The organism is Pseudomonas sp. AA-38 (assembly GCF_029457475.1).
GTDB lineage: Bacteria > Pseudomonadota > Gammaproteobacteria > Pseudomonadales > Pseudomonadaceae > Aquipseudomonas.
On sequence record NZ_CP120359.1, the window covers coordinates 3162316 to 3182578 of the forward strand.

The following is a 20263-nucleotide window of genomic DNA, read 5'->3' on the forward strand; positions in this document are numbered from 1 at the left end:
AGGAATCACGGACCTGCGGCCAGCGACGCGCGTAGTACAACAGGTTGCAAAAGCGGATCATCGGCCACGCGGCACGCACGCCAGCGCACCAGCAGCCAGGAAAGGAAAAGGCCGCAAAGGCCAGAGAAGATCACCCAAGGCTCGGTGAAGCCAAGGTGCTCGGCCGCCACGGCAGCAGCCAAAAGCCCCAGCAGGGGCAACAGATAGACCAACAGTGAACTGCGCACCAGCAGCTCTTCGCGCACGCCGATGACTACCGCGTCGCCCACGGCCAGATTGAGGGAAGACAATGCGCGCACGTAACCGCGCTGACGACCGACGCCCAGGCGCTCCATCAAACCCTGACCGCAAGCTACGTTGGCCGAACAAGCCGAGCAGGTGCTCTTGCGCAGCGTTTCAACCCAGACCACGCCCGGCTCGACCGCTACCACACGCCCCTGCTCTTCGATCATCGCGCAGCCTGTTCGCCCGCTCCAGTACGCATCGACAGGGCAATGCGCTCGGCAGTGCCCAACGGAATCTCTCCAACCACGGTGACCATGACATCACCCTCGTTGGTGGTCATGCGTCGCGACACGGCAACGGTTGGCCCGAGCTGGCTGCGAACGTCGTCGGCAGCCGCGCCCTGCAGTGGCTCGAGGAAAACGGAAAAGCGCGCCAGACCATCGCCATACATCAGGTAGGCGACTGGCGCATCGGAGAACTCGCTGTGGCGCAACTGCGCCGAGGTAAGGGCAAAACCTGGCGGCAACCAGTCCGCACGCCAGACATCACTGGCCATCGCATCCGCCGTCTTGAGGCGCACGGCCTGACAGTCGGCGCTGGCTGCCAGAGCGGCATCGCTGGGCGCGGCAGTACTCAGTTCGGTGAACTGGAAACGTTCGAGCAACTGCCCCTTCTCGCTGAGCAGCAAGGACTTCAGTGGCAGGCCCGTTTCACGATCCAGATGCAGCTCGAAGCCATAGCGGTACTGATCTTTTGGCGTCAGTAGCAAGACCACGGCCTTACGCCCAGCCACGCGCGAGTCACCTACCACGCGCATGTCATACCACTCACCGAGTGACGTCGCCTGCAGATCACGCGCCGGCCAGGCCTGGCCATCACTGACCTGATCAGCCAGGCCACCACTCATGCACTGGATCTGACCATCGACCTTGTAAACTTCCTGCACCGGCCCATCGAGCTGCACCAGATGCTCGCGAACCGAGCCCCCAGGCTCTGCCCGATGCCAGACCCGATGGGTGGAGAAGCTACCATTGCGTTCATAGACGAAAGTGCCTTGAAAGCTTTGCTGCTCCACCTCGGTGAGGCGCTTGAGCCAGTCTTGTACCTCGGAAGCCTGCACCGGCAGAGCCAACAGGCCACTGAGCAGGTAAAGAGGGATCGCGCGCATGTGATTCCTTAGCGGTTAGCGATTTTCCAGACTGGCAGCGCGTGCATAGGGCAGTGCGGTTTCACCCGCGCCCATTGCCGCTTGTTGCGCATGCTGACGCAGGTAGGACGGCAGACGCTGTTCATGCCAGCTAGCAGAGCCCATCTCGCTGGCCTCGACCACAGGCTCCTCGGTGGTGTAACCGGCCAGCAGTGCAGGGCCTTGCACTTGCGGCTGAACCAGCGCAGGCGCAGCACTCTGCTGAGCCACCTGGCCGCCAGTCAACTCGTCCTGATTGTACAGACGTACGCCTGCCAACACAGCGACGGTCACCGAAGCCGCAACTGCGACACGGCCCACGTTGCGCCACAGGGACGACTTGCGCACCGGCACAGCTTCATCGGCCAGAGCGGCAGACACGGCTGCGGCGATGTCCAATTGCGGAACCAGCAATTCCTTGTGCATGGCGGCACGCGCTACCTGATAACGCGCCCAGGTACCGCGCAGCTCGCCGTCCTCACTGGCGGCGAGCACACGCCGAAGTTCCAATTCATCCGCTTCGTTATCCATCACCGCGGACAGCGATTGCTGCAGGGTTTCACGACTCATGGTGTTCCTCTCTTGGCTGTCGCCGCTGCCTCAAGCTTCCTGCAACAGGGGTTGCAGGGACTTATCTATGGCTTCGCGCGCCCGGAAAATCCGCGACCGCACGGTACCGACCGGACACTGCATGACACTGGCAATGTCCTCATAACTAAGACCTTCAAATTCACGTAAAGTCAGTGCCGTTCGCAAATCATCCGGTAACTGGGCAATGGTTCGATGCACGGTGGCTTCGATCTCGTCGCGCAGCATGGCCCGCTCAGGTGACTCGATATCCTTGAGGGCATGGTCGCCGTCGTAGAATTCCGCGTCATCGCTGCTCACATCGCTATCTGGCGGCCGCCGACCGCGGGACACCAGATAGTTCTTCGCCGTATTGATGGCGATGCGGTACAGCCATGTATAGAACGCGCTGTCACCGCGAAAGTTTCCAAGCGCCCGGTACGCCTTTACGAAGGCCTCCTGAGCGACATCCTGAGCCTCGTGAGTGTCGTGCACGAAACGCACGATCAAGCCAAGGATCTTGTGCTGATACTTCAACACCAACAGATCGAAGGCACGCTTGTCACCACGCTGCACTCGTTCGACCAGTTGCTGATCATCTTCCTGGGTTAGCATGCACTCTCCTCATGAAGCTCAGAGGGGGCTGGCACCCGCAAGCCAATCAGCTTGTCTCCATAGACTCGGGCCTTAGACAAAAGTTCTCCCCTCCAAGCAAGCTTCCCGCAGAGTGAGTTGTTCTCTGCGCGGAAAGGCGCAAGCGGAACCCTTTTCCGGCTGCGCAAATAATCGTATCGCTGCTAATTTCTGCATCCATCCAGCTAGCCGATGCAGGCACACGCAAACGCGCTCTTTGTTCTATGAGCGACCTGGTTTGGAACCTTAGCGACTAAAAAAGTTCCCGACCCCAGCGGTCGGTCATAAGCCGGCTATTGTGCCGCTGCCCTGCTCTATATACTAGGCCCCGCTTCCACGCGGAATGGATCCATGAGCCAACACTTCCAGCATGACGTTCTGGTCATCGGCAGCGGTGCCGCCGGCCTTACCCTCGCCCTCACCCTGCCTGCCGAGTTGCGCATCGCAGTGCTGAGCAAAGGCACTCTGGCCAATGGTTCGACCTACTGGGCACAGGGCGGTGTGGCCGCCGTACTGGATGACACCGACACGGTCGAATCCCATGTCGCTGACACGCTCAACGCCGGCGCAGGCCTGTGCCGCGAGGAAGCCGTGCGCTTCACCGTGGAGCGCAGTCGCGAAGCCATCCAGTGGCTGATCGACCAGGGCGTACCCTTCACGCGCGACGATGAGACCGCACGCGAGGACGGTGGTTTCGAGTTTCACCTGACCCGCGAGGGCGGCCACAGCCATCGGCGCATCATCCACGCCGCCGATGCCACCGGCGCGGCGATCTTCAACACCCTGCTGGAACAGGCGCGCCAGCGACCCAACATCGAGCTGCTGGAGCAACGGGTCGCGGTGGATCTGATCACCGAACGCAAGCTCGGCCTGGATGGCGACCGTTGCCTGGGCGCCTATGTACTGGATCGCGCCTGCGGCGAAGTGGACACCTTCGCCGCCCGCTTCGTGGTTCTCGCCACCGGCGGCGCGGCCAAGGTCTACCTCTATACCAGCAACCCCGACGGCGCCTGCGGCGACGGCATCGCCATGGCCTGGCGCGCCGGCTGCCGGGTGGGCAACCTGGAGTTCAACCAGTTCCATCCCACCTGCCTGTATCACCCTCAGGCCAAGAGCTTCCTGATCACCGAAGCGGTACGCGGCGAAGGCGGCCTGCTCAGGCTGCCCAACGGCGAACGCTTCATGCAGCGTTTCGATGCCCGCGCCGAACTGGCTCCACGGGATATCGTCGCCCGCGCCATCGACCACGAGATGAAGCGCCTGGGGATCGACTGCGTATATCTGGACATCAGCCACAAGCCAGCCGAATTCATCAAGAGCCACTTCCCCACCGTTTATGAGCGCTGCCTGGGCTTCGGCATCGACATCACCCGCCAGCCCATCCCCGTGGTGCCGGCCGCGCACTACACCTGCGGCGGCGTGGTGGTGGATCAGCACGGGCGCACCGACGTGCCCGGCCTCTATGCCATCGGCGAAACCAGCTTCACCGGCCTGCACGGCGCCAACCGCATGGCCAGCAACTCCCTGCTCGAGTGCTTCGTCTATGCGCGCTCGGCCTGCGCCGACATAGTTCAGCAACTGACCACCATCACCATGCCCAACAACCTGCCCTGCTGGGATGCCAGCCAGGTGACCGACTCCGACGAAGACGTGATCATCGCCCACAACTGGGACGAGCTGCGCCGCTTCATGTGGGACTACGTGGGCATCGTGCGCACCAACAAGCGCCTGCAGCGCGCCCAGCACCGCGTGCGCCTGCTGCTGGACGAGATCGACGAGTTCTACAGCAATTACAAGGTCAGCCGCGACCTGATCGAGCTACGCAACCTGGCTCAGGTCGCCGAACTGATGATCCGCTCGGCCATGGAGCGCAAGGAATCGCGAGGGCTGCACTACACCCTGGATTATCCCGAACTACTGCCCGAGGCGCGCGACACCATCCTCACCCCAGCTATGGGGCAGCCCAGCGACGACGGCTGAATTTCAGGCGCAAACGCAGGCGTCGATGCTGCTCGGGCGCCAGGGCGTCAAAAGGGATGCACAGGCTGCGCGTGACGCGCTCGCCTGCCAGGCGAAAACGCAGCACCACCACCAGCGGCAAGGCCAGACTATCGGGGCGCAACTGCACCGCCTGCCAGCCGGCACCACGCGACCAGAGCTGCCAGCCCTCGGCCTCGCGGCGCAAACCGCAAAAGGCCGCAGGTGAAGACAGCAGGATCTGCCGCGGCAAGACCCAGACGGCATGAGCCAGACAGGCCAGGCAAACCAGCCATTGGCACCAGAGGGGGATGGCCGCCAGCCAGGGCGCCAGCACAGCCAGCGCCAGGACGACCAGGTAGAGCCTCAGCAGCGCACGGGATGGCTGCCAACGGCACTCGAAGGCATCACTTGGGTTGGACACGATCCAGGATCATGCGCACGATCTGGCGCAGGTCGGCATCCTCGGGCTCGCCACGCTGCATGAACCAGCCGAACATGTCCTGATCCTCGCACTCCAGCAGCTTGCGGTAGCGCGCCTGATTCTCGGCATCCAGGCCCGGATAGACCTCCTGAACGAAAGGCACCAGCAACACATCCAGCTCCAGCATGCCGCGACGGCTATGCCAGAACAGGCGATTCAATTCACTTTGCTCGATCATGCAACGCACTCCTAGAACGAGGGCGCAGTATAACAGTAGCTGCAAGACGGATGGCCGCCCCCCGCAAGCCGCAAGTTGAAGATGCCGGGCTTTTTCCACGCTTTTGCTTGAAGCTTGTAGCTTGAGGCTTGCGGCTGCTCTTATGATGAGCCCCCTGATTCTCTCCAGCGATTCGATGTACACCATGGCCGATAGCGCGTATTTCACCCTCCTCGACCACGAAGGCCTGCTGGCCGTGCGCGGCGCCGATGCCGCCAAGTTCCTGCAAGGCCAGTTGACCTGCAACCTCAACTACCTGTCCGCCAGCCAGTCCAGCCTCGGCGCCCGCTGCACAGCGAAGGGCCGCATGCTGTCGAGCTTTCGCATCGTGCCGGTGGAAGACGGCTACCTGCTGGCCATGGCCCGTGAGCTGATCGAGTCGCAGCAAGCCGACCTGCAGAAGTACGCCGTGTTCTCCAAATCCAGGCTCAGCGATGAAAGCGCCGCCTGGGTTCGCTTTGGCCTGGCCGGCGGTGACACCGCGCTAAGCGAGCTCGGCCTGCACCTGGGCGCTGCCAGTGACTCGCTGGCCGGTGCCGGGCAATTCCTTGGGATACGTTTGAGCGATGGCCGCGCCGAACTCTGGGCACCGGCCGACACCGCAGCGCAGGTACAGGCCCACCTCGCCGCCCATCTACCGCAGGCGCCGCTCAACGCCTGGCTGCTGGCGCAGATTCGCGCCGGCATCGGCCAGGTCTTCGGTGCCACCCGCGAGCTGTTCATCCCGCAGATGATCAATCTGCAGGCCCTGGGCGGCGTAAGCTTCAAGAAAGGCTGCTACACCGGCCAGGAAATCGTCGCGCGCATGCAGTACCTGGGCAAGCTCAAGCGTCGCCTGCAGCGCCTCGCCCTGCCAGGCAGCGAGGTGCCTGCCATCGCCAGCGAGCTGTTCTCGCCGGTGCATGGCTCCAGTGTCGGCGAAGTGGTGCTGGCGGCGCGCAGCGACGACGAGGTGGAACTGCTCGCCGTGCTGCAGGAAGATGCTGTTAACGATGGCCGCATCCACCTCGGTGCGAATGACGGCCCACGCCTGACCCTCCTCGATCTGCCCTACGAGCTGGACGCCGACAAGGAAATCCAGCGCTGACTACACTTCCCTGGCGCCCTATCGGTTCGCCTAAGAGAGCCCGTGAATGAGCAAGCTTGCCGAAAAAGTTCAACAGGAACTGATCTACGCCATCGAGAACGATGAGCTGGTACTGCCCACCTTGCCTGAGGTAGCCCTGAAGGTGCGTGAAGCGGCTGAGGATCCGGACGTGGGCATCCCGCAGATCAGCAAGGTGATCGGCAACGACGCCGCCCTGACCGCACGCATCATCAAGGTGGTCAACAGCCCGCTGCTGCGCAGCAGCAAGGAAATCACCGACCTGCAGATGGCAGTCAGCCGCCTAGGCATCAACTACACCTGCAACCTGGCCACCGGCCTGGCCATGGAGCAGATGTTCCAGGCCACCAGCGACGTGGTCGACCGCAAGATGCGTGAAGTGTGGAACAAGAGCACCGAGATCGCCGGCATCTGCCATGTCCTGTGCCGCCACTACACCCGCCTGATGCCGGATCAGGCCACCCTCGCCGGCCTGGTGCACCAGATCGGCGTGCTGCCGATCCTCACCTATGCCGAGGAGCACAACGAGTTGCTGGCCGATTCCATCAGCCTCAACCACGTCATCGAGCAGATTCACCCGATCATCGGCGACAAGATCCTGCGCACCTGGGAGTTCCCTGAGCCCATCGCGCTGGTGCCGAGCCAGTATCTGGACTTCAGCCGTGATTCGGCCAAGGCGGACTACGTCGACATCGTCCAGGTCGCCACCCTGCAGAGCTACCTGGGCAGCGAACACCCCTACACCCTGCTGGACTGGAGCAAGATCCCCGCCTTCAGCAAACTCGGCCTCGACCCGAACGTCGACATGCAGGCCGACGAAGACCTTTCCGCCGCCATGGAAGCGGCCATGGGCATGCTGCAATAAAGACATTGGCCAAGGCTGGCGAAGCAGTTCTACACTCGAACGACATCGCTCAGGGATGTAGCGCCATGCACCGCTTGCTCGTTCTGCTCATGCTTCTGTCGTTCGCCAGTGCCCAGGCTGCCGAGAGTATCCGCCTGACCAACGGCCAATGGCCGCCCTACCTCGGCGCCGAGCTGCCACACAAGGGCATCGCCTCGCGCATCGTCGCCGAGGCCTTCGCCCTCGAAGGCATCGAAGTGCAATGGGAATTCCACCCCTGGGCACGCTCACTGAAGATGGCCGCCGACGGCCAGCGTGACGGCAGCGCTGTCTGGCTACCGAGCCAGGAGCGCGAAGAACGCTTCTACGTCAGCGACCCGGTGATCGAAACCCACTACCAGCTCTTCCACCTCAAGGAACGCCCCTTCGACTGGCGCGACGTCCAGGATCTGCGTGGGCTGCGCATTGCCGCCACACGCGGCTACGACTACGGCGAGGCCTTTCGCAACGCCGAGGCGGTCGGTGATTTGCAGGTCAGCTATGTCAATAGTGACGAACAGGGGTTGCGGCAACTGCTGGCCGGACGCATCGATCTCTTTGCACTGGACAAGGTGGTCGCCTACGACCTGCTCTACCATCGCTTCGACAGCGCCGACGTGCAACGCCTGAGCTTTCACCCGCAGCCTCTGCGCAGTGACAGCCTGCACCTGCTGCTCTCGCGCCGCGTGCCCGGCAACGCCGAACGCATGGCGCGCTTCAACCATGGGCTGGCGCAGTTGCGCCGCAGTGGCAAGATTGCCCGCTACCTGATGGAGATCAAGCAGCCGCTGACAGGCCGTTGAAAAACGTAGGCAACGACTGCAGGGATGCAGGAGGTAGAGCGACGCTGGAAGCCAAAGCCGAGGTAGTTTTTCAACGGCCTGCTAAGACTCGGCCCCTGATGACGGGGGAAATTCGACCCGCACCCGCAAGCCGTGCGGCACCACCTGATGCAGACTGATGCGCGCCTGATGAGCTCGGCAGATCTCGCCGACGATGGCCAGCCCCAGGCCGGCACCACCGCCCTGCGCACCGCGCCGATAGAAACGCTCGAACACCTTGTCGTGTTCCTCGCTCGGAATACCCGGGCCGTCGTCCTCGACCTCCAGTACGGCAGGCGCCAACACGCGCAGAACCAGGTTGCCACCCACGGGGGTATGCGCCAGAGCATTGTCGATGAGGTTGTTGAGCAACTCGTTGAGCAGCATCGGCTCGCCATCGACCCATACCGACTCCTCGGCCTCCAGTGCCAGGGCAACGCCCTGAGCATGCGCCAGCGGCGCCAGGGCCATGCCCAGCTCACGCGCCAGCTGGCTGAGATCAATATGTTGCGCGCCGCCCTCGGCGATGGCCCGCGCCCCACTCTCGATGCGCGCCAGGGACAGCAACTGGTTGGCGAGCTGGGTCAGGCGGTCGCTCTGCTCGGCGGCCTGCTCCAGGGTCGCCCGCCAATCCTCTGCTTGTTGCGCACGCAACCCCAGGGCAATGCGCGCCTTGAGCGCTGCCAGCGGCGTGCGCAGCTCATGGGCGGCATCGGCGATGAAGGCCGACTGACGCTCGAACAGGCCACGCAGGCGTTCGTTGAACTGATTCAACGCCTCCACCAGGGGCATCACCTCGCGCGGCATGCCAGCATCGGGCAAGGGCCGCAGATCATCGCTGGCCCGCTCGGCCACTGCCCGGCGCAGTGGCTCCAGCGGGCGCAGCGCCAGGTTGATCGCCACCCATACCAACAGCAGCGCACTCACCGAAAGCAAACCCATGCGCCACAGCGTACCGACCAGCAGCTCGCGCGCCATGCGCTCACGCGCGCCCTGGGTCTCGGCCACACGGATCTCGGCAATGCCACTGATCTGCGGCTCGCTGATTGGCTGCAGCAGGCTGACCACGCGCACGCCCTGACCGCGGTAGAGCGCATCGTAGAAGTGGGCCAGCGCCGGATAGTCATTGGTGCGCGGAGTGCCGGGCGGCGTGGGTGGTAGATCCTCGTAGCCGGAAAGCTGTTGTCCCTGCGGGTCAATCACCTGGTAATAGATACGCCCGGCACTGTCGTAGGCGAAAGTATCCAGTGCCACATAAGGCACGCTGGCCTTGAGCTTGCCGCCGTCGGCATACAGGCCATCGGCCACGGCACGCGCCGAGGCCAGCAGGGTGCGGTCATAGGCGGTGTCGGCGGCCTGCCGGGCGCTCCAGTAGGCGCTCCAGGCGCTGACCAGCATGATCCCCCCGAGCAGCACCGCCAGGCGCCGCAGCAGACGGCCGCGCAGGCTGCCACCGCGTATCATGCGTCGACCGCTTCGAGCAGATAGCCCAGGCCGCGGAAGGTGACGATGCGCACCGCACCGCCCTCGAGCTTCTTGCGCAGGCGGTGCACGTAGATCTCGATGGCATCGGGGCTGGCTTCCTCATCCAGGCCGAATACCTGCGCCGCCAGTTGTTCCTTGCTCATCACCCGCCCAGGCCGGGCGATGAGCGCCTCCAGTACCGCCTGCTCGCGGGCAGTAAGGCTGAGCATCTCGCCATCGAGGGTGAAGCGACGTACCCCCAGGTCATAAGCCAGCGCGCCACAGCGCTGCACCTGCTCGCCACCGAGCACGCTGCGCCTCAGTAGCGCCTTGACCCGCGCCTCCAGCTCGGACAGCTCGAAAGGCTTGGCCAGATAGTCGTCGGCGCCCAGGTTGAGGCCATGCACCCTGTCCTTGACCTCGCCACGCGCCGTCAGCATCAGCACCGGCAGGGTCTGACCGCGGTCGCGCAGGCGTGCCAGCACGGCAAAGCCATCGAGGCGCGGCAAACCGATATCGAGGATCGCCAGCGCATACTCCTCACTGGACAGGGCCAGATCGGCAGCCACGCCGTCATGCAGCACGTCCACCGTCCAACCGGCCCCTTTCAGCGCCAGGGCGACGCTTTCCGCCAACTGCGGATGGTCTTCGACCAGCAGAATCCGCACGCTTTCTCTCCCACCACTCGCTCGTTCAAGGCGCGCAGTTTAGCGCCAGGCGAGGCGCTGTGAATCGCCCAAATGCCAGAGCACGAAACAAACGGAAAAAACTTGCGCAACTGAAAGGCTGTTGAAAGCTTGCCCTCTTAGCATCGCCAGAAGGTGGCTCGAACCACCTGCCTGAGCGTGATCGCAGTGGTGCGAATACGCAACAAGAACAAGAACCGGAGACACCACACCATGTTGCATGCCTCTCGTCAGGCCCTGCCGCCTGTACGTCTGCTTTGCCTGGCCATTGCCGCCACTACCTCCTCCCTGGCCAACGCCGCCTTCATCGAAGACAGCAGCGCTAGCCTCACTGCCACCAACATCTACCTCAATCGTGACTTCCGCCAGTTCGACGGCCAGAACAAGCGCGAAGAATGGGGCCAGGGTCTGTGGCTGGACATGAAATCCGGCTACACCGAAGGTACCGTGGGCTTCGGCCTGGATGCCATGGGCTTGCTGGGGATCAAGCTCGACTCGGACAAGAAACGCGCTGGCACCGACCTGCTGCCCGTGCAGGACGATGGTGGCACCCCCGACGAATTCAGCCGCCTGAGCGCCACCGCCAAGGTGAAGATTTCCGCCACCGAACTGCGTTACGGCTCGCACGTGCCGGAGCTGCCGGTGGTCAAGGCCAGCGACAGCCGCCTGCTGCCGCAGGTATTCGAGGGCGGCCTGCTGACCTCCTCCGAACTCCAAGGCCTGACCTTCACCGGCGGTCGCCTGGACAAGGTGATCGACCGTGCTTCGACCAACTCCGAGAAGATGCTGCTCAACAGCAAGAACCGCCGCTTCGCCGGCGGTGTCGAAGCCGACCACCTCGACCTGGCCGGCCTGGACTACCAGTTCGCCAAGGGCATCACCGGCCGCTACTACTTCGCCGACCTCGACGACATCTACAACCAGCACTTCTTCGGCCTGCTCACCAGCCACCAGCTCGGCACTGGCACCCTGAGCAGCGATGTGCGCTATATCGTCAGCCGCGACAGCGGTGCAGCGAACGCCGGCAAGGTGGACAACCAGGCCTTCAACGCCATGCTCAGCTACGGCCTGGGCAGCCACAAGTTCGGCCTGGGCTTCCAGAAAATGGGCGGCGACACCGGCTACGCCTACATCGACGGCAGCGACCCCTTCCTGGTCAACTTCGTGCAGATCAACGACTTCGCCAACGCCGACGAGCGCTCCTGGCAAGCCCGTTACGACTACAACTTCGCCAGCGTTGGCGTGCCCGGCCTGACCTTCATGACCCGCTACATCCGCGGCGACGATGCGCAGATTGCCGGCAGCGATGATCGTGGTGGCGAATGGGAACGCGACATCGAGTTCAAATACGTGGTGCAGAACGGCCCGCTCAAGGATCTCTACGTGCGCGTACGCAACGCCAGCTTCCGTTCGGACTTCGCCCGCGACGCGGACGAGAACCGCATCATCGTCGGCTACACCCTGCCGATCTGGTAAACAACAACAAGCCCTGCGAGGACTGAAAACATGAAATCCATGCTGACCCGCGCCGCATTGGCGACTGCCTGCCTGGCCTTCGCCGGCCAACTGCTGGCCGCCGAGCCCAAGCGCCCCGAGTGCATCGCCCCGGCCAAGCCCGGTGGTGGTTTCGACCTGACCTGCAAGCTGGCCCAGAGCGGCCTGAAGGACAGCGGCCTGCTCAAGGCGCCGATGCGCGTCACCTACATGCCGGGCGGCGTCGGCGCCGTGGCCTACAACGCCGTGGTTGCTCAGCGCGCCAAGGATCCGGGCACCATCACCGCCTTCTCCTCGGGCTCGCTGCTCAACCTGGCTCAGGGCAAGTTCGGTCGCTACGACGAAAATGCCGTGCGCTGGCTGGCTGCCATCGGCACCGACTACGGCGCCATCACCGTGCGTGAAGACGCGCCCTGGAAGACCCTCAACGACCTGGTCGATGCGCTGAAGAAAGACCCGAGCAGCGTGGTATTCGGCGCCGGCGCCACCATCGGTGGCCAGGACTGGATGCAAACCGCGCTGATCGCCCGTGCTGCCGGCATCGACCCGAAGAACCTGCGCTACGTCGCCTTCGAGGGCGGTGGTGAAACCCTCACCGCCATGCTCGGCAACCACGTCCAGGTGACCTCCAGCGGCCTCGGTGAAGTGACCCCGCAACTGGCTGCCGGCAAGGTGCGCATCCTCGCCGTGCTGTCCGATGAGCGCCTGCCGGGCAAGCTGTCCAACATCCCCACCGCCAAGGAACAGGGCTTCGACATCAGCTGGCCGGTGATCCGTGGCTTCTACATGGGCCCGGAAGTACCCGACGAAGACTTCAACTGGTGGAAAGGCCAGTTCGACAAGATGCTGGCCCGCGACGACTTCGCCACCCTGCGCGAACAGCGTGACCTGTTCCCGCTGTCGATGACCGGTGAAGAACTGGACGCCTTCGTGCACAAGCAGGTGCAGGACTACAAGGCCCTGGCCGGCGAGTTCGGTCTGATCCAGTAACACTCAGCGCAACCCGTGCTCGGCCGCCCTCTGGCGGCCGCAGCCCTTGAGGTAAATCTCCATGTACGTCCGCCTGTTCTCCGCGATCTGGTTGCTGCTGTGCGCCTGGCTCGCTGTCGTCGCCTGGGGCTTCCAGGCCCCCTTCGCCTACGACCCGGTCGGCCCGCGCGCTTACCCATTGCTGCTGCTCGGCCTGATGGGCGCCGGCAGCCTGTGGCTGGTGTTCAAGCCTGGCATGCTCGATCAACGCCTGGATATTCCCACCGCCCTGCGCAGCGCCCTGTGCATCGCCGTACTGCTGGTCTATGCGCTGACCTTCGAGCCCCTCGGCTTCGTACTCAGCACGGCCCTGTCGACCTTCCTGCTCGGTCTGCTGTTCACCGGCCGCCTCGTTCCCTGCCTGATCAGCGCTGTGCTGATGGGCGTGTTGCTGTACGTATTGTTCGATCTGCTGCTGGACGTGCCCCTGCCGCTCGGCCTGCTTGAAGCCTTCGTGGAGAGCTGAAATGGAAACCCTTAACTTCCTCATGCAGGGCTTTGGCGTCGCCACGCAGCCGCAGAACCTGCTGGTGGCGCTGTTCGGCGCTTTCGTCGGCACCGTGGTCGGCCTGCTGCCGGGCCTGGGCCCGATCAATGGCGTGGCGCTGCTGCTGCCGCTGGCCTTCGCCCTCGGCCTGCCACCGGAAACCGCGCTGATCCTGCTCGCCGCCGTGTACCTGGGTTGCGAATACGGTGGCCGTATTTCCGCCATCCTGCTCAACGTGCCGGGCGACGCCGCAGCCATCATGACCACCCTCGACGGCTACCCGCTGGCACGTCAGGGCAAGGCCGGCATCGCCCTGTCGCTGTCCGCAGTCAGCTCCTTCATCGGCAGCATGATTGCCACCTGCGGCGTGGTGCTGTTCGCCCCGTTGCTGGCGAAATGGGCGGTGGCCTTCGGCCCGGCCGAATACTTCGTGCTGATGGTCTTCGCCATCGCCTGCCTCGGCGGCATGGTCGGCGACAAGCCGGTCAAGACCCTGATGTCGGCGCTGATCGGCCTGGCCCTGGCCACCGTCGGCGTGGACTCGACCACCGGCGTATACCGCTTCACCTTCGACAGCGTCAGCCTGTCCGACGGCATCCAGTTCGTCATCGTGGTGATCGGCCTGTTCAGCGTCAGCGAAATCCTCCTGATGCTGGAGAAGACCCACACCGGTCAGGCAGCGGTGAAGGCCAGCGGTCGTCTGCTGTTCAACTTCAAGGAATTCTGCTTCGCCTTCTGGACCATGATCCGCAGCGCCCTGACCGGCTTCGTCATCGGCACCCTGCCGGGTGCCGGCGCCACCATCGCCAGTGCCATGACCTACATGACCGAGAAGCGCATGGCCGGCGACAAGGGCCGCTTCGGCGAGGGTGACCTGCGTGGCCTGGCCGCGCCGGAAGCCGCCAACAACGCCTCGGCGTGCGGCTCGCTGATCCCCATGCTGACCCTCGGTGTACCCGGCTCGGGCACCACCGCGGTGATGATCGGCGCCCTGACCCTGTACAACATCACCCCGGGCCCGCTGCTGTTCGAGCAGCAACCGGATGTGGTCTGGGGCCTGATCGCCTCGCTGTTCATCGGCAACATCATCCTGCTGGTGATGAACATTCCGCTGGTCGGCCTGTTCTCGCGCATGCTAGCCGTGCCGAACTGGATCCTGGTGCCGGCCATCACCGCCGTCAGCCTGGTAGGCGTGTATGCCGTGCACAGCACCACCTTCGACCTGGTGCTGATGGTACTGCTCGGCGTGTTCGGCTACATCCTGCGCAAGCTGGACTTCCCGCTGTCCTCGCTGATCCTCGGCTTCGTCCTCGGCGAGATGATGGAAGACAACCTGCGCCGCGCCCTGTCGATCTCCGCTGGTGAGCTGTCGATCCTCTGGAGCAGCCCGATCACCCTGGCGCTGTGGGGCCTGACCGTGCTGATGCTGGCACTGCCAGGCATCCGCTGGATGCGTCGGCGCAAGCAACGCAAGGCACAGGCTGATGCCGCTACCGCGTGACCTGTGGGTAACGCCGCTGACCGGTGCGGTCGGCGGTTACCTGGCCAGCCTTGCCGGCTGGCCTTTGCCGTGGATGGTCGGTTCCTTGCTGGCGGTGATCCTCGTGCGCTGCCTGGCCAACCGCGCCTTCAGTGAACTGCCGGGCGGGCGCAAGGCCGGCCAATGGCTGGTGGCCAGCGGCATCGGCTTGCACTTCACCAGCGAAGTGCTGGAACAGGTCATCAGTCATTTCCCGGTGATCGTCATGGGTGCCATCGGCACCACCCTGCTCAGCCTGATCGGTATTGCCATCCTGCGCCGTGCCGGCGTCGACCGCGCCACGGCCTTCTTCGCCAGCATGCCCGGTGGCGCCAGCGAGATGGTCAACCTGGCGCTGCGCCACGATGCACAACCGGCCCGTGTCGCGGCCGCCCACAGCCTGCGCCTGCTGTTGGTGGTGCTGTTGATCCCTGCCCTGTTTACCTGGAGCCTGCCGGCCGTTCCCGCGCCAACACGCGCGCCCGTGGATTGGGCCTGGCTCGCCGTGTTGCTGGCAGCCGGCGCCGTGCTGGCGATGCTCTGGAGCCGCCTGAAACAGCCCAACCCCTGGATGCTCGGCCCACTGACCGTCTGCGCCGTGGCCAGTGCTGGCTTCGACCTGCACCTGGGGCTGCCGGCGGGCCTCGGCCAGTTCGGCCAGTGGCTGATCGGCTGCGCCCTGGGCTGCCACTTCGACCGTGCCTTCTTCCGCAGCGCACCGAGCTTTCTCGCCCGCGTACTGGCCTTCACCCTGCTGGCCATGCTCACCGCCGCCCTGCTCGGCGAAGCGCTAGGCTGGCTGGCCGGCGAAGATCACCTGTCGCTGATGCTGGGCATGATGCCCGGCGGCATTACCGAACTGTGCCTGACCGCCGAAGCCCTGCAACTGTCGGTGGCGCTGGTCACCGCACTACAGGTACTGCGGCTGTTTTTGGTGATGTTCCTCGCCGAGCCGTTATTCAAGCTCTGGTGCAAGAACCACGCGTAGGGCGGCCTCACGAGCGCCAGCGAGTAGCCCGCCGGGCCATGCCAAGACTGGCAGCACGGCGATCGCTGGAAACGCCTGCGGCGTTAAGGCTGTTGCCGGTGATGTCCTCACCGAGCCGTTATTCAAGCTCTGGTGCAAGAACCACGCTTAGCCCGCCTCGTGCGGGCTCTTTTTTTGATGCCGCAAAAAAAACGGCAGCCCAACAGGACTACCGTTCTCGAACCTGGAGAAAAAGCCGGTGCAGGGCACCTGCTACAACCTCACCTGCATTCTTTGTGAATGCCGGATGAGTGTGACAAAAAGCGGAACGAACGTCCGTTTATCTTTGTTGCCGCCTGCAAAGAAATGTAAACGGAGGATGACTGGCGAGTTCCCGTCGCGGCACAATGCCGGCCCATGAACGACCATCACCCCGCCTGCTGCACCGCGCTCGACGCGCATGACCCACTGCCTCGCCCCCTGGCTGGCAGCCACCTGATCAGCACCCGCTTCGACCCCGCCCGGCTGCACGCCGACGACTTCCAGCGCTGCGGCATCACCCCGGTGCCGGGCGTGGCCAAGCGTCAGAGCGAGTACCTGGCAGGCCGGCTGTGCGCGCGCGAGGCCCTGCGCAGACTGACCGGCCAGGCCAGCGTGCCGGCCGTGGGCAGCGACCGCGCGCCGCAATGGCCGCTGGGTGTGGCCGGCTCCATCACCCACGGCGATGGCTGGGCCGCTGCGCTGGTGGCGCACCAGACGCAGTGGCGTGGCATCGGTCTGGACGTGGAGCAGTTGCTGCCGGTCGAGCGAGCGCTGCGCCTGCAAGGCGAAATCCTCACCCCGGACGAGCAACAGCGCCTGCACGGCCTCGACGACGACGCCCGCGCCCTGCGCATCAGCCTGACCTTCTCGTTCAAGGAAAGCCTGTTCAAGGCGCTCTACCCGTTGACCCTGACGCGCTTCTACTTCCACGACGCCGAGCTGCTGGATATCGGTAAGGACAGCGCACGTCTGCACCTGCTGACCGACCTGAACCACGAATGGCGGCATGGCGCCGAGCTGGACGGCCAGTTCGCCCTGTTCGAGGGCAAGGTGCTGAGCCTGGTGGCAGTGGCGACCGGATAGATAAGCGGTGCGCGCGGCGCACCCTACGGGGCGTCGGTAGGGTGCGCTATGCGCACCAAGCTCAGCACGCCACCGCGCCCTACTCACCCTGACGACGTGGCCACACCAGACTGAAACGGGCGCCGCCCAACGTCTCGCTCTGGCCGATCTGCGCGCGCCCGCCATGCCAGTAGATGATCCTGCGCACAATGGACAGGCCCAGGCCATGCCCACCCGAAGCCCGCGTGCGGCTGTCGTCCAGGCGCAGGAAGGGGCTGAACAGGCGCTCCCAGGCCTCCTGCGGTACCCCTGGGCCATCGTCCTCGACGTCGATGCGGCAACGCTTGTGGCCCAGGCGGCAACTGATCAGCACCCGCCCCTCAGCGTAGCGCATGGCATTGCTCACCAGGTTCTGCAACGCCCGGTGCAGGTAGCGCGGCTCGGCCTCGACCCAGCAACTGTCCTCGCCGAGCACGCTGACCAGTGGCGCTCGCTGAACCTGCACGCTGCCCCGCAGCGGTGCCAGCTCCTCGATCACCTGATCGATCAGGCCGCAGAGCTCCACCTGCTGGAAGTTCAACGCCGGCGAGCCCTGCTCCAGGCGGGCGTAGGTGAGCATCTCGTCGACCAGCTTGTCGAGATCCTGAATATCGCTGTCCATGCCATCCATGTACTTGCGCCGCGCCTTGTCGCTCTCGGCATCGGCGATCATCTCCAGGCCGAAGCGCAGGCGCGCCACCGGCGTGCGCAGCTCGTGGGACACCGCGCGTACCAGCTCACGCTGGGTGCTCAGTGAGCTCTGCAGGTGTTCGGCCATGGCGTTGAAGCTACTGGCCAGGCGTCCGACCGAGTCGGCGCCACGGGTCGGCACACGGGCGTCCAGGCGGCCACTGGCGATATGCGTGGCGGCGCTCTCCAGCACCCGCAGGCGCTGCTCCAGAGAGCGCACCAGCAGGTAGACGATCAGGCCGATCAGGCTCAGGCCCAGGGCCCCGATCAGCACCAGCAGTTGCGGCGGATAGGGGTTCATCTGGTACAGCGGGCCGATCTCCAGCACCCAGGGGGTGTCGACGATGCCGGAGAACACATAGATGGAATCACCGCCGCGGCCCAGCGCCATCACCGTATCGCCTTCATCGATGCGGCGGCGTTGATCGAGGTCGAGCCGCGCGTCCTCCAGGCGCACCAGATGCAGGTCGAAGCCAAACTGCTTGGCTTCCTTGAGCTCGGCCAGGCGCTGTGGCTGCTCCGCCACCGGGTAACGGATCAGCTCGTCGATCAGCAGGTAATTGGTGGCCCGCGCCAGTTGCTCGCTGATCTGCTGCACTTCGCCGGTCAACAGCAGCGGCACCTTGCCCTCGAGCAAGGCATAGACCCTGGCCGAATGCGGCCCGGTCTGGCGCACCAGCACGTTACCGCGCTGCATTTGCTTGCGCTCGCGGCTGTCTAGCTGCGCTTCGTCCAGCACCTGTAGCTGCAGCGGGATGCCCAACAGCCGCGACCAGACCACTAGCGCACGGCGCCGCTCCACCTCGTCCATGCTCTTCAGGTTGTCGGCCATCAGGCGGAAGGTGCCGCGCGCCAGGCCCTCGCGATACTGGTCGCTGCGCACTTCGTTGACCAGATGCAGCGTACCCACGCCAAGCAGAGCCACCAGCACCAGAGCGGCGAGCATGCCGCCGTAGATGCGCAGGAAGATGGAGTTCATCGCCGCACCCACTGCTGGCTGAGCAGGCCGAAGTTGTCCAGGCTGATATAGCGCCCGTCCTGATACTCGCACTCGCGGCGCACGCCCTCATGGCTGAAGCCCAGGCCGCGCAGCAAGGCGCTGCTGGCGACGTTGTCGGTGTCGACCATCGCCTCGATACGGTGCAGGCCCATGGCCGCGAAGCCATGGCTGACGATGGCCTCGACGCACTCGCGCATCACGCCGCCACGCCAGTGTTCGGGCATCAGCCAATAGCCCATCTCGGCGCGCCGGTGGCGTGGCTCCCAATCATTGAAGCCGCATGCGCCCAGCAGCTCGGCTGGTGCCTGCGCGCGGCAGATGCCCCACCAGATGCCGGTGCCTTCGAGCCACTGCTCGCGGTACCAGTCCATCTGCTCCTGGGTCGCCGCCAGCGTGGCGTAGGACACCCCGTAGTAACGGATCACCTGCGGGTGGGACAGCCCCTGGAAGATGGCACGGATATCCTCCTGGACGATTTCCCGCAACTGAAAACGCGGAGTGGTCAGGGTGGGGAACGCCGCAGCCGCGGCCGCTCGGCGACTGTTCGACGGCACCTTCACGACAGCCCCTCGGCCGCCTCCCGTACGAACAGGTAGCCCTTGCTGCGTACCGTCTTGATCAGCCGTGGGTGCATCGGGTCATCACCGATCTTGGGGCGGATACGCGAGATACGCACGTCAATGGAGCGATCCTGGCCATCGTATTCGATGCCACGCAGGGCGTTGAAGATTTCTTCACGGGAGAGGATGCGCCCGGCATTGACCGCCAGCAGCCAGAGCAGATCGAACTCGGCGCTGGTCAACTCGATGCCCTGCTCGCCCAGCCAGGCCTCGCGCATCGCCTTGTCGATGGCCAACGGACCGAACTGCAGGCGGCGTGGTTCACCCTCGTCACGCTCGGCCTCGCTGCCTTCGCGGCGGCGCAGCAGGGCACGAATGCGCGCCAGCAGTACACGCGGGCGTACCGGCTTGCACACGTAATCGTCCGCGCCCATTTCCAGGCCGAGCACCTGATCCATGTCATCGGTGCGGGCAGTCAGCATCAGGATCGGCCCCTTGTAGCCGTCGCGCACCTTGCGGCAGATGCTCAGGCCGTCCTCGCCCGGCAGCATCAGGTCGAGTACCACCAGATCCGGCTGCTCGGCCAGAATGCGCGCCGCTGCACGGCCGCCGTCGGCCTCGATGCTCACGCGCAGGCCGTTGCCCTCCAGGTACTCCTGGGTCAACTGCGCCAGGCGCTGGTCATCCTCGACAATGAGGATCTGCCACCCTTCTCGTTCCACACCCCACCTCGCTGCTTGGCGAACGGCGCTCATTCTAGGGGCTGTTAGCATTTCGAGGCGAGCGGCATTGCTGCACCAAATGGCCCCAGGCTCGGGCGGATCGACCGGCCTCGACGGCTACACGCCTGCCCTGCCCCACGTAAAAACTAGCCCCGGCGCGAGCGTGCGCGAAACGGCAACAGACCCTAGATATAGTGTTAGGCTGTGCGTCAGCGAACGGCCTCGTCACCTGGCTATCTGCCGCCCATCGAGGGCGACGAGCGGTCATCGGCGGCCTGAGCCAGAGTACATGCGGGCTTGGCCGCAGGCACCCACAAGGCACGCACATCTTATCCACAGGTTGTTCCGTTGCGAGCGCCTTGCAATGCCTCAAGCAGCGCACTATCTTGTATCCCCATTGCACG

General features: G+C 64.6%; 21 protein-coding genes. 10 read left to right on the top strand and 11 right to left on the bottom strand.

All coding sequences use genetic code 11. The features are described 5' to 3' along the window. Nucleotides 1-5: 5 nt before the first annotated feature. Genes PVE35_RS14495 through rpoE form a run of 4 tightly spaced genes read right to left on the bottom strand, consistent with a single transcriptional unit; the run spans nucleotide 6 to nucleotide 2593 of the window. Nucleotides 6-452, bottom strand: coding sequence for a SoxR reducing system RseC family protein (locus tag PVE35_RS14495; RefSeq protein ID WP_268183042.1), 447 nt, complete (start codon nucleotides 450-452; stop codon nucleotides 6-8). Then, a complete protein-coding gene (locus PVE35_RS14500; protein ID WP_268183039.1) occupies nucleotides 449-1393 on the bottom strand; it encodes a MucB/RseB C-terminal domain-containing protein in 945 nt (314 codons plus the stop codon). Before PVE35_RS14500 ends, PVE35_RS14495 begins: the two co-directional genes overlap by 4 nt. Nucleotides 1394-1408: 15 nt before the next feature. Next, nucleotides 1409-1981, bottom strand: coding sequence for an RseA family anti-sigma factor (locus PVE35_RS14505; RefSeq protein WP_268183038.1), 573 nt, complete (start codon nucleotides 1979-1981; stop codon nucleotides 1409-1411). A 30-nt stretch (nucleotides 1982-2011) separates the two neighbouring features. After that, complete coding sequence (rpoE, locus tag PVE35_RS14510) at nucleotides 2012-2593, bottom strand: RNA polymerase sigma factor RpoE (RefSeq protein ID WP_268183036.1); 582 nt, start codon at nucleotides 2591-2593, stop codon at nucleotides 2012-2014. 369 nt (nucleotides 2594-2962) lie between these two features. On the opposite strand from rpoE, the gene nadB reads away from it, so the two are divergent. Continuing rightward, nucleotides 2963-4591 carry an L-aspartate oxidase gene (gene nadB / locus PVE35_RS14515; protein ID WP_277372203.1) on the top strand — a complete coding sequence of 543 codons (1629 nt, stop codon included), beginning with the start codon at nucleotides 2963-2965 and terminating at the stop codon, nucleotides 4589-4591. Here nadB and PVE35_RS14520 read toward each other — a convergent pair. After that, entirely contained in the window at nucleotides 4563-5012 is a 450-nt protein-coding gene (locus tag PVE35_RS14520) for a protein YgfX (protein WP_277372204.1), read from the bottom strand. The genes nadB and PVE35_RS14520 overlap by 29 nt on opposite strands. After that, on the bottom strand, nucleotides 4996-5250 hold the full coding sequence (locus PVE35_RS14525) for a succinate dehydrogenase assembly factor 2 (RefSeq protein WP_268183030.1): 255 nt from the start codon (nucleotides 5248-5250) through the stop codon (nucleotides 4996-4998). The genes PVE35_RS14520 and PVE35_RS14525 overlap by 17 nt, the downstream gene beginning before the upstream one ends. 184 nt (nucleotides 5251-5434) lie before the next feature. Here PVE35_RS14525 and PVE35_RS14530 point away from each other — a divergent pair, with 184 nt between their 5' ends. From PVE35_RS14530 to PVE35_RS14540, 3 genes are all read left to right on the top strand, one after another. After that, complete coding sequence (locus PVE35_RS14530) at nucleotides 5435-6376, top strand: folate-binding protein YgfZ (protein WP_277374889.1); 942 nt, start codon at nucleotides 5435-5437, stop codon at nucleotides 6374-6376. Nucleotides 6377-6422: 46 nt separating this feature from the next. Next, the gene (locus tag PVE35_RS14535; RefSeq protein WP_268183028.1) at nucleotides 6423-7259 is read left to right on the top strand and encodes an HDOD domain-containing protein; all 837 of its coding nucleotides are present in this window, start codon (nucleotides 6423-6425) and stop codon (nucleotides 7257-7259) included. 65 nt (nucleotides 7260-7324) lie between these two features. Beyond that, nucleotides 7325-8080: a transporter substrate-binding domain-containing protein gene (locus tag PVE35_RS14540; RefSeq protein ID WP_277372205.1), complete on the top strand. Its 756-nt coding sequence runs from the start codon at nucleotides 7325-7327 to the stop codon at nucleotides 8078-8080. Nucleotides 8081-8161: 81 nt separating this feature from the next. Here PVE35_RS14540 and PVE35_RS14545 read toward each other — a convergent pair whose 3' ends face one another. After that, on the bottom strand, nucleotides 8162-9562 hold the full coding sequence (locus PVE35_RS14545) for a sensor histidine kinase (RefSeq protein ID WP_268183024.1): 1401 nt from the start codon (nucleotides 9560-9562) through the stop codon (nucleotides 8162-8164). Then, complete coding sequence (locus PVE35_RS14550) at nucleotides 9559-10230, bottom strand: response regulator (RefSeq protein WP_268183022.1); 672 nt, start codon at nucleotides 10228-10230, stop codon at nucleotides 9559-9561. The genes PVE35_RS14545 and PVE35_RS14550 overlap by 4 nt, the downstream gene beginning before the upstream one ends. A gap of 231 nt (nucleotides 10231-10461) precedes the next feature. On the opposite strand from PVE35_RS14550, the gene PVE35_RS14555 reads away from it, so the two are divergent. The 6 genes from PVE35_RS14555 (at nucleotide 10462) to PVE35_RS14580 (ending at nucleotide 16869) form a co-directional block, all read left to right on the top strand. Continuing rightward, a complete protein-coding gene (locus tag PVE35_RS14555) occupies nucleotides 10462-11724 on the top strand; it encodes an OprD family porin (protein WP_277372206.1) in 1263 nt (420 codons plus the stop codon). Nucleotides 11725-11754: 30 nt separating this feature from the next. After that, nucleotides 11755-12732 (top strand): tripartite tricarboxylate transporter substrate binding protein, encoded by a 978-nt coding sequence (locus PVE35_RS14560; protein ID WP_268183017.1) that lies wholly within the window; start codon nucleotides 11755-11757, stop codon nucleotides 12730-12732. Between the two features lie 61 nt (nucleotides 12733-12793). Further along, a complete protein-coding gene (locus PVE35_RS14565; protein WP_268183015.1) occupies nucleotides 12794-13237 on the top strand; it encodes a tripartite tricarboxylate transporter TctB family protein in 444 nt (147 codons plus the stop codon). A 1-nt stretch (nucleotide 13238) separates the two neighbouring features. Beyond that, entirely contained in the window at nucleotides 13239-14759 is a 1521-nt protein-coding gene (locus tag PVE35_RS14570; RefSeq protein ID WP_268183013.1) for a tripartite tricarboxylate transporter permease, read from the top strand. Next, entirely contained in the window at nucleotides 14743-15765 is a 1023-nt protein-coding gene (locus PVE35_RS14575) for an AbrB family transcriptional regulator (protein WP_277372207.1), read from the top strand. Before PVE35_RS14570 ends, PVE35_RS14575 begins: the two co-directional genes overlap by 17 nt. Nucleotides 15766-16161: 396 nt before the next feature. Further along, nucleotides 16162-16869 (top strand): 4'-phosphopantetheinyl transferase superfamily protein, encoded by a 708-nt coding sequence (locus PVE35_RS14580; protein WP_277372208.1) that lies wholly within the window; start codon nucleotides 16162-16164, stop codon nucleotides 16867-16869. A gap of 79 nt (nucleotides 16870-16948) precedes the next feature. Here the strand turns inward: PVE35_RS14580 and PVE35_RS14585 are convergent, their stop codons facing one another. Genes PVE35_RS14585 through PVE35_RS14595 form a run of 3 tightly spaced genes read right to left on the bottom strand, consistent with a single transcriptional unit; the run spans nucleotide 16949 to nucleotide 19859 of the window. Then, nucleotides 16949-18556 (bottom strand): ATP-binding protein, encoded by a 1608-nt coding sequence (locus PVE35_RS14585; RefSeq protein WP_277372209.1) that lies wholly within the window; start codon nucleotides 18554-18556, stop codon nucleotides 16949-16951. Then, nucleotides 18553-19137, bottom strand: coding sequence for a GNAT family protein (locus PVE35_RS14590; protein WP_268183007.1), 585 nt, complete (start codon nucleotides 19135-19137; stop codon nucleotides 18553-18555). The genes PVE35_RS14585 and PVE35_RS14590 overlap by 4 nt, the downstream gene beginning before the upstream one ends. Continuing rightward, nucleotides 19134-19859, bottom strand: coding sequence for a winged helix-turn-helix domain-containing protein (locus tag PVE35_RS14595; RefSeq protein ID WP_277372210.1), 726 nt, complete (start codon nucleotides 19857-19859; stop codon nucleotides 19134-19136). Before PVE35_RS14595 ends, PVE35_RS14590 begins: the two co-directional genes overlap by 4 nt. Between the last annotated feature and the right edge of the window lie 404 nt (nucleotides 19860-20263).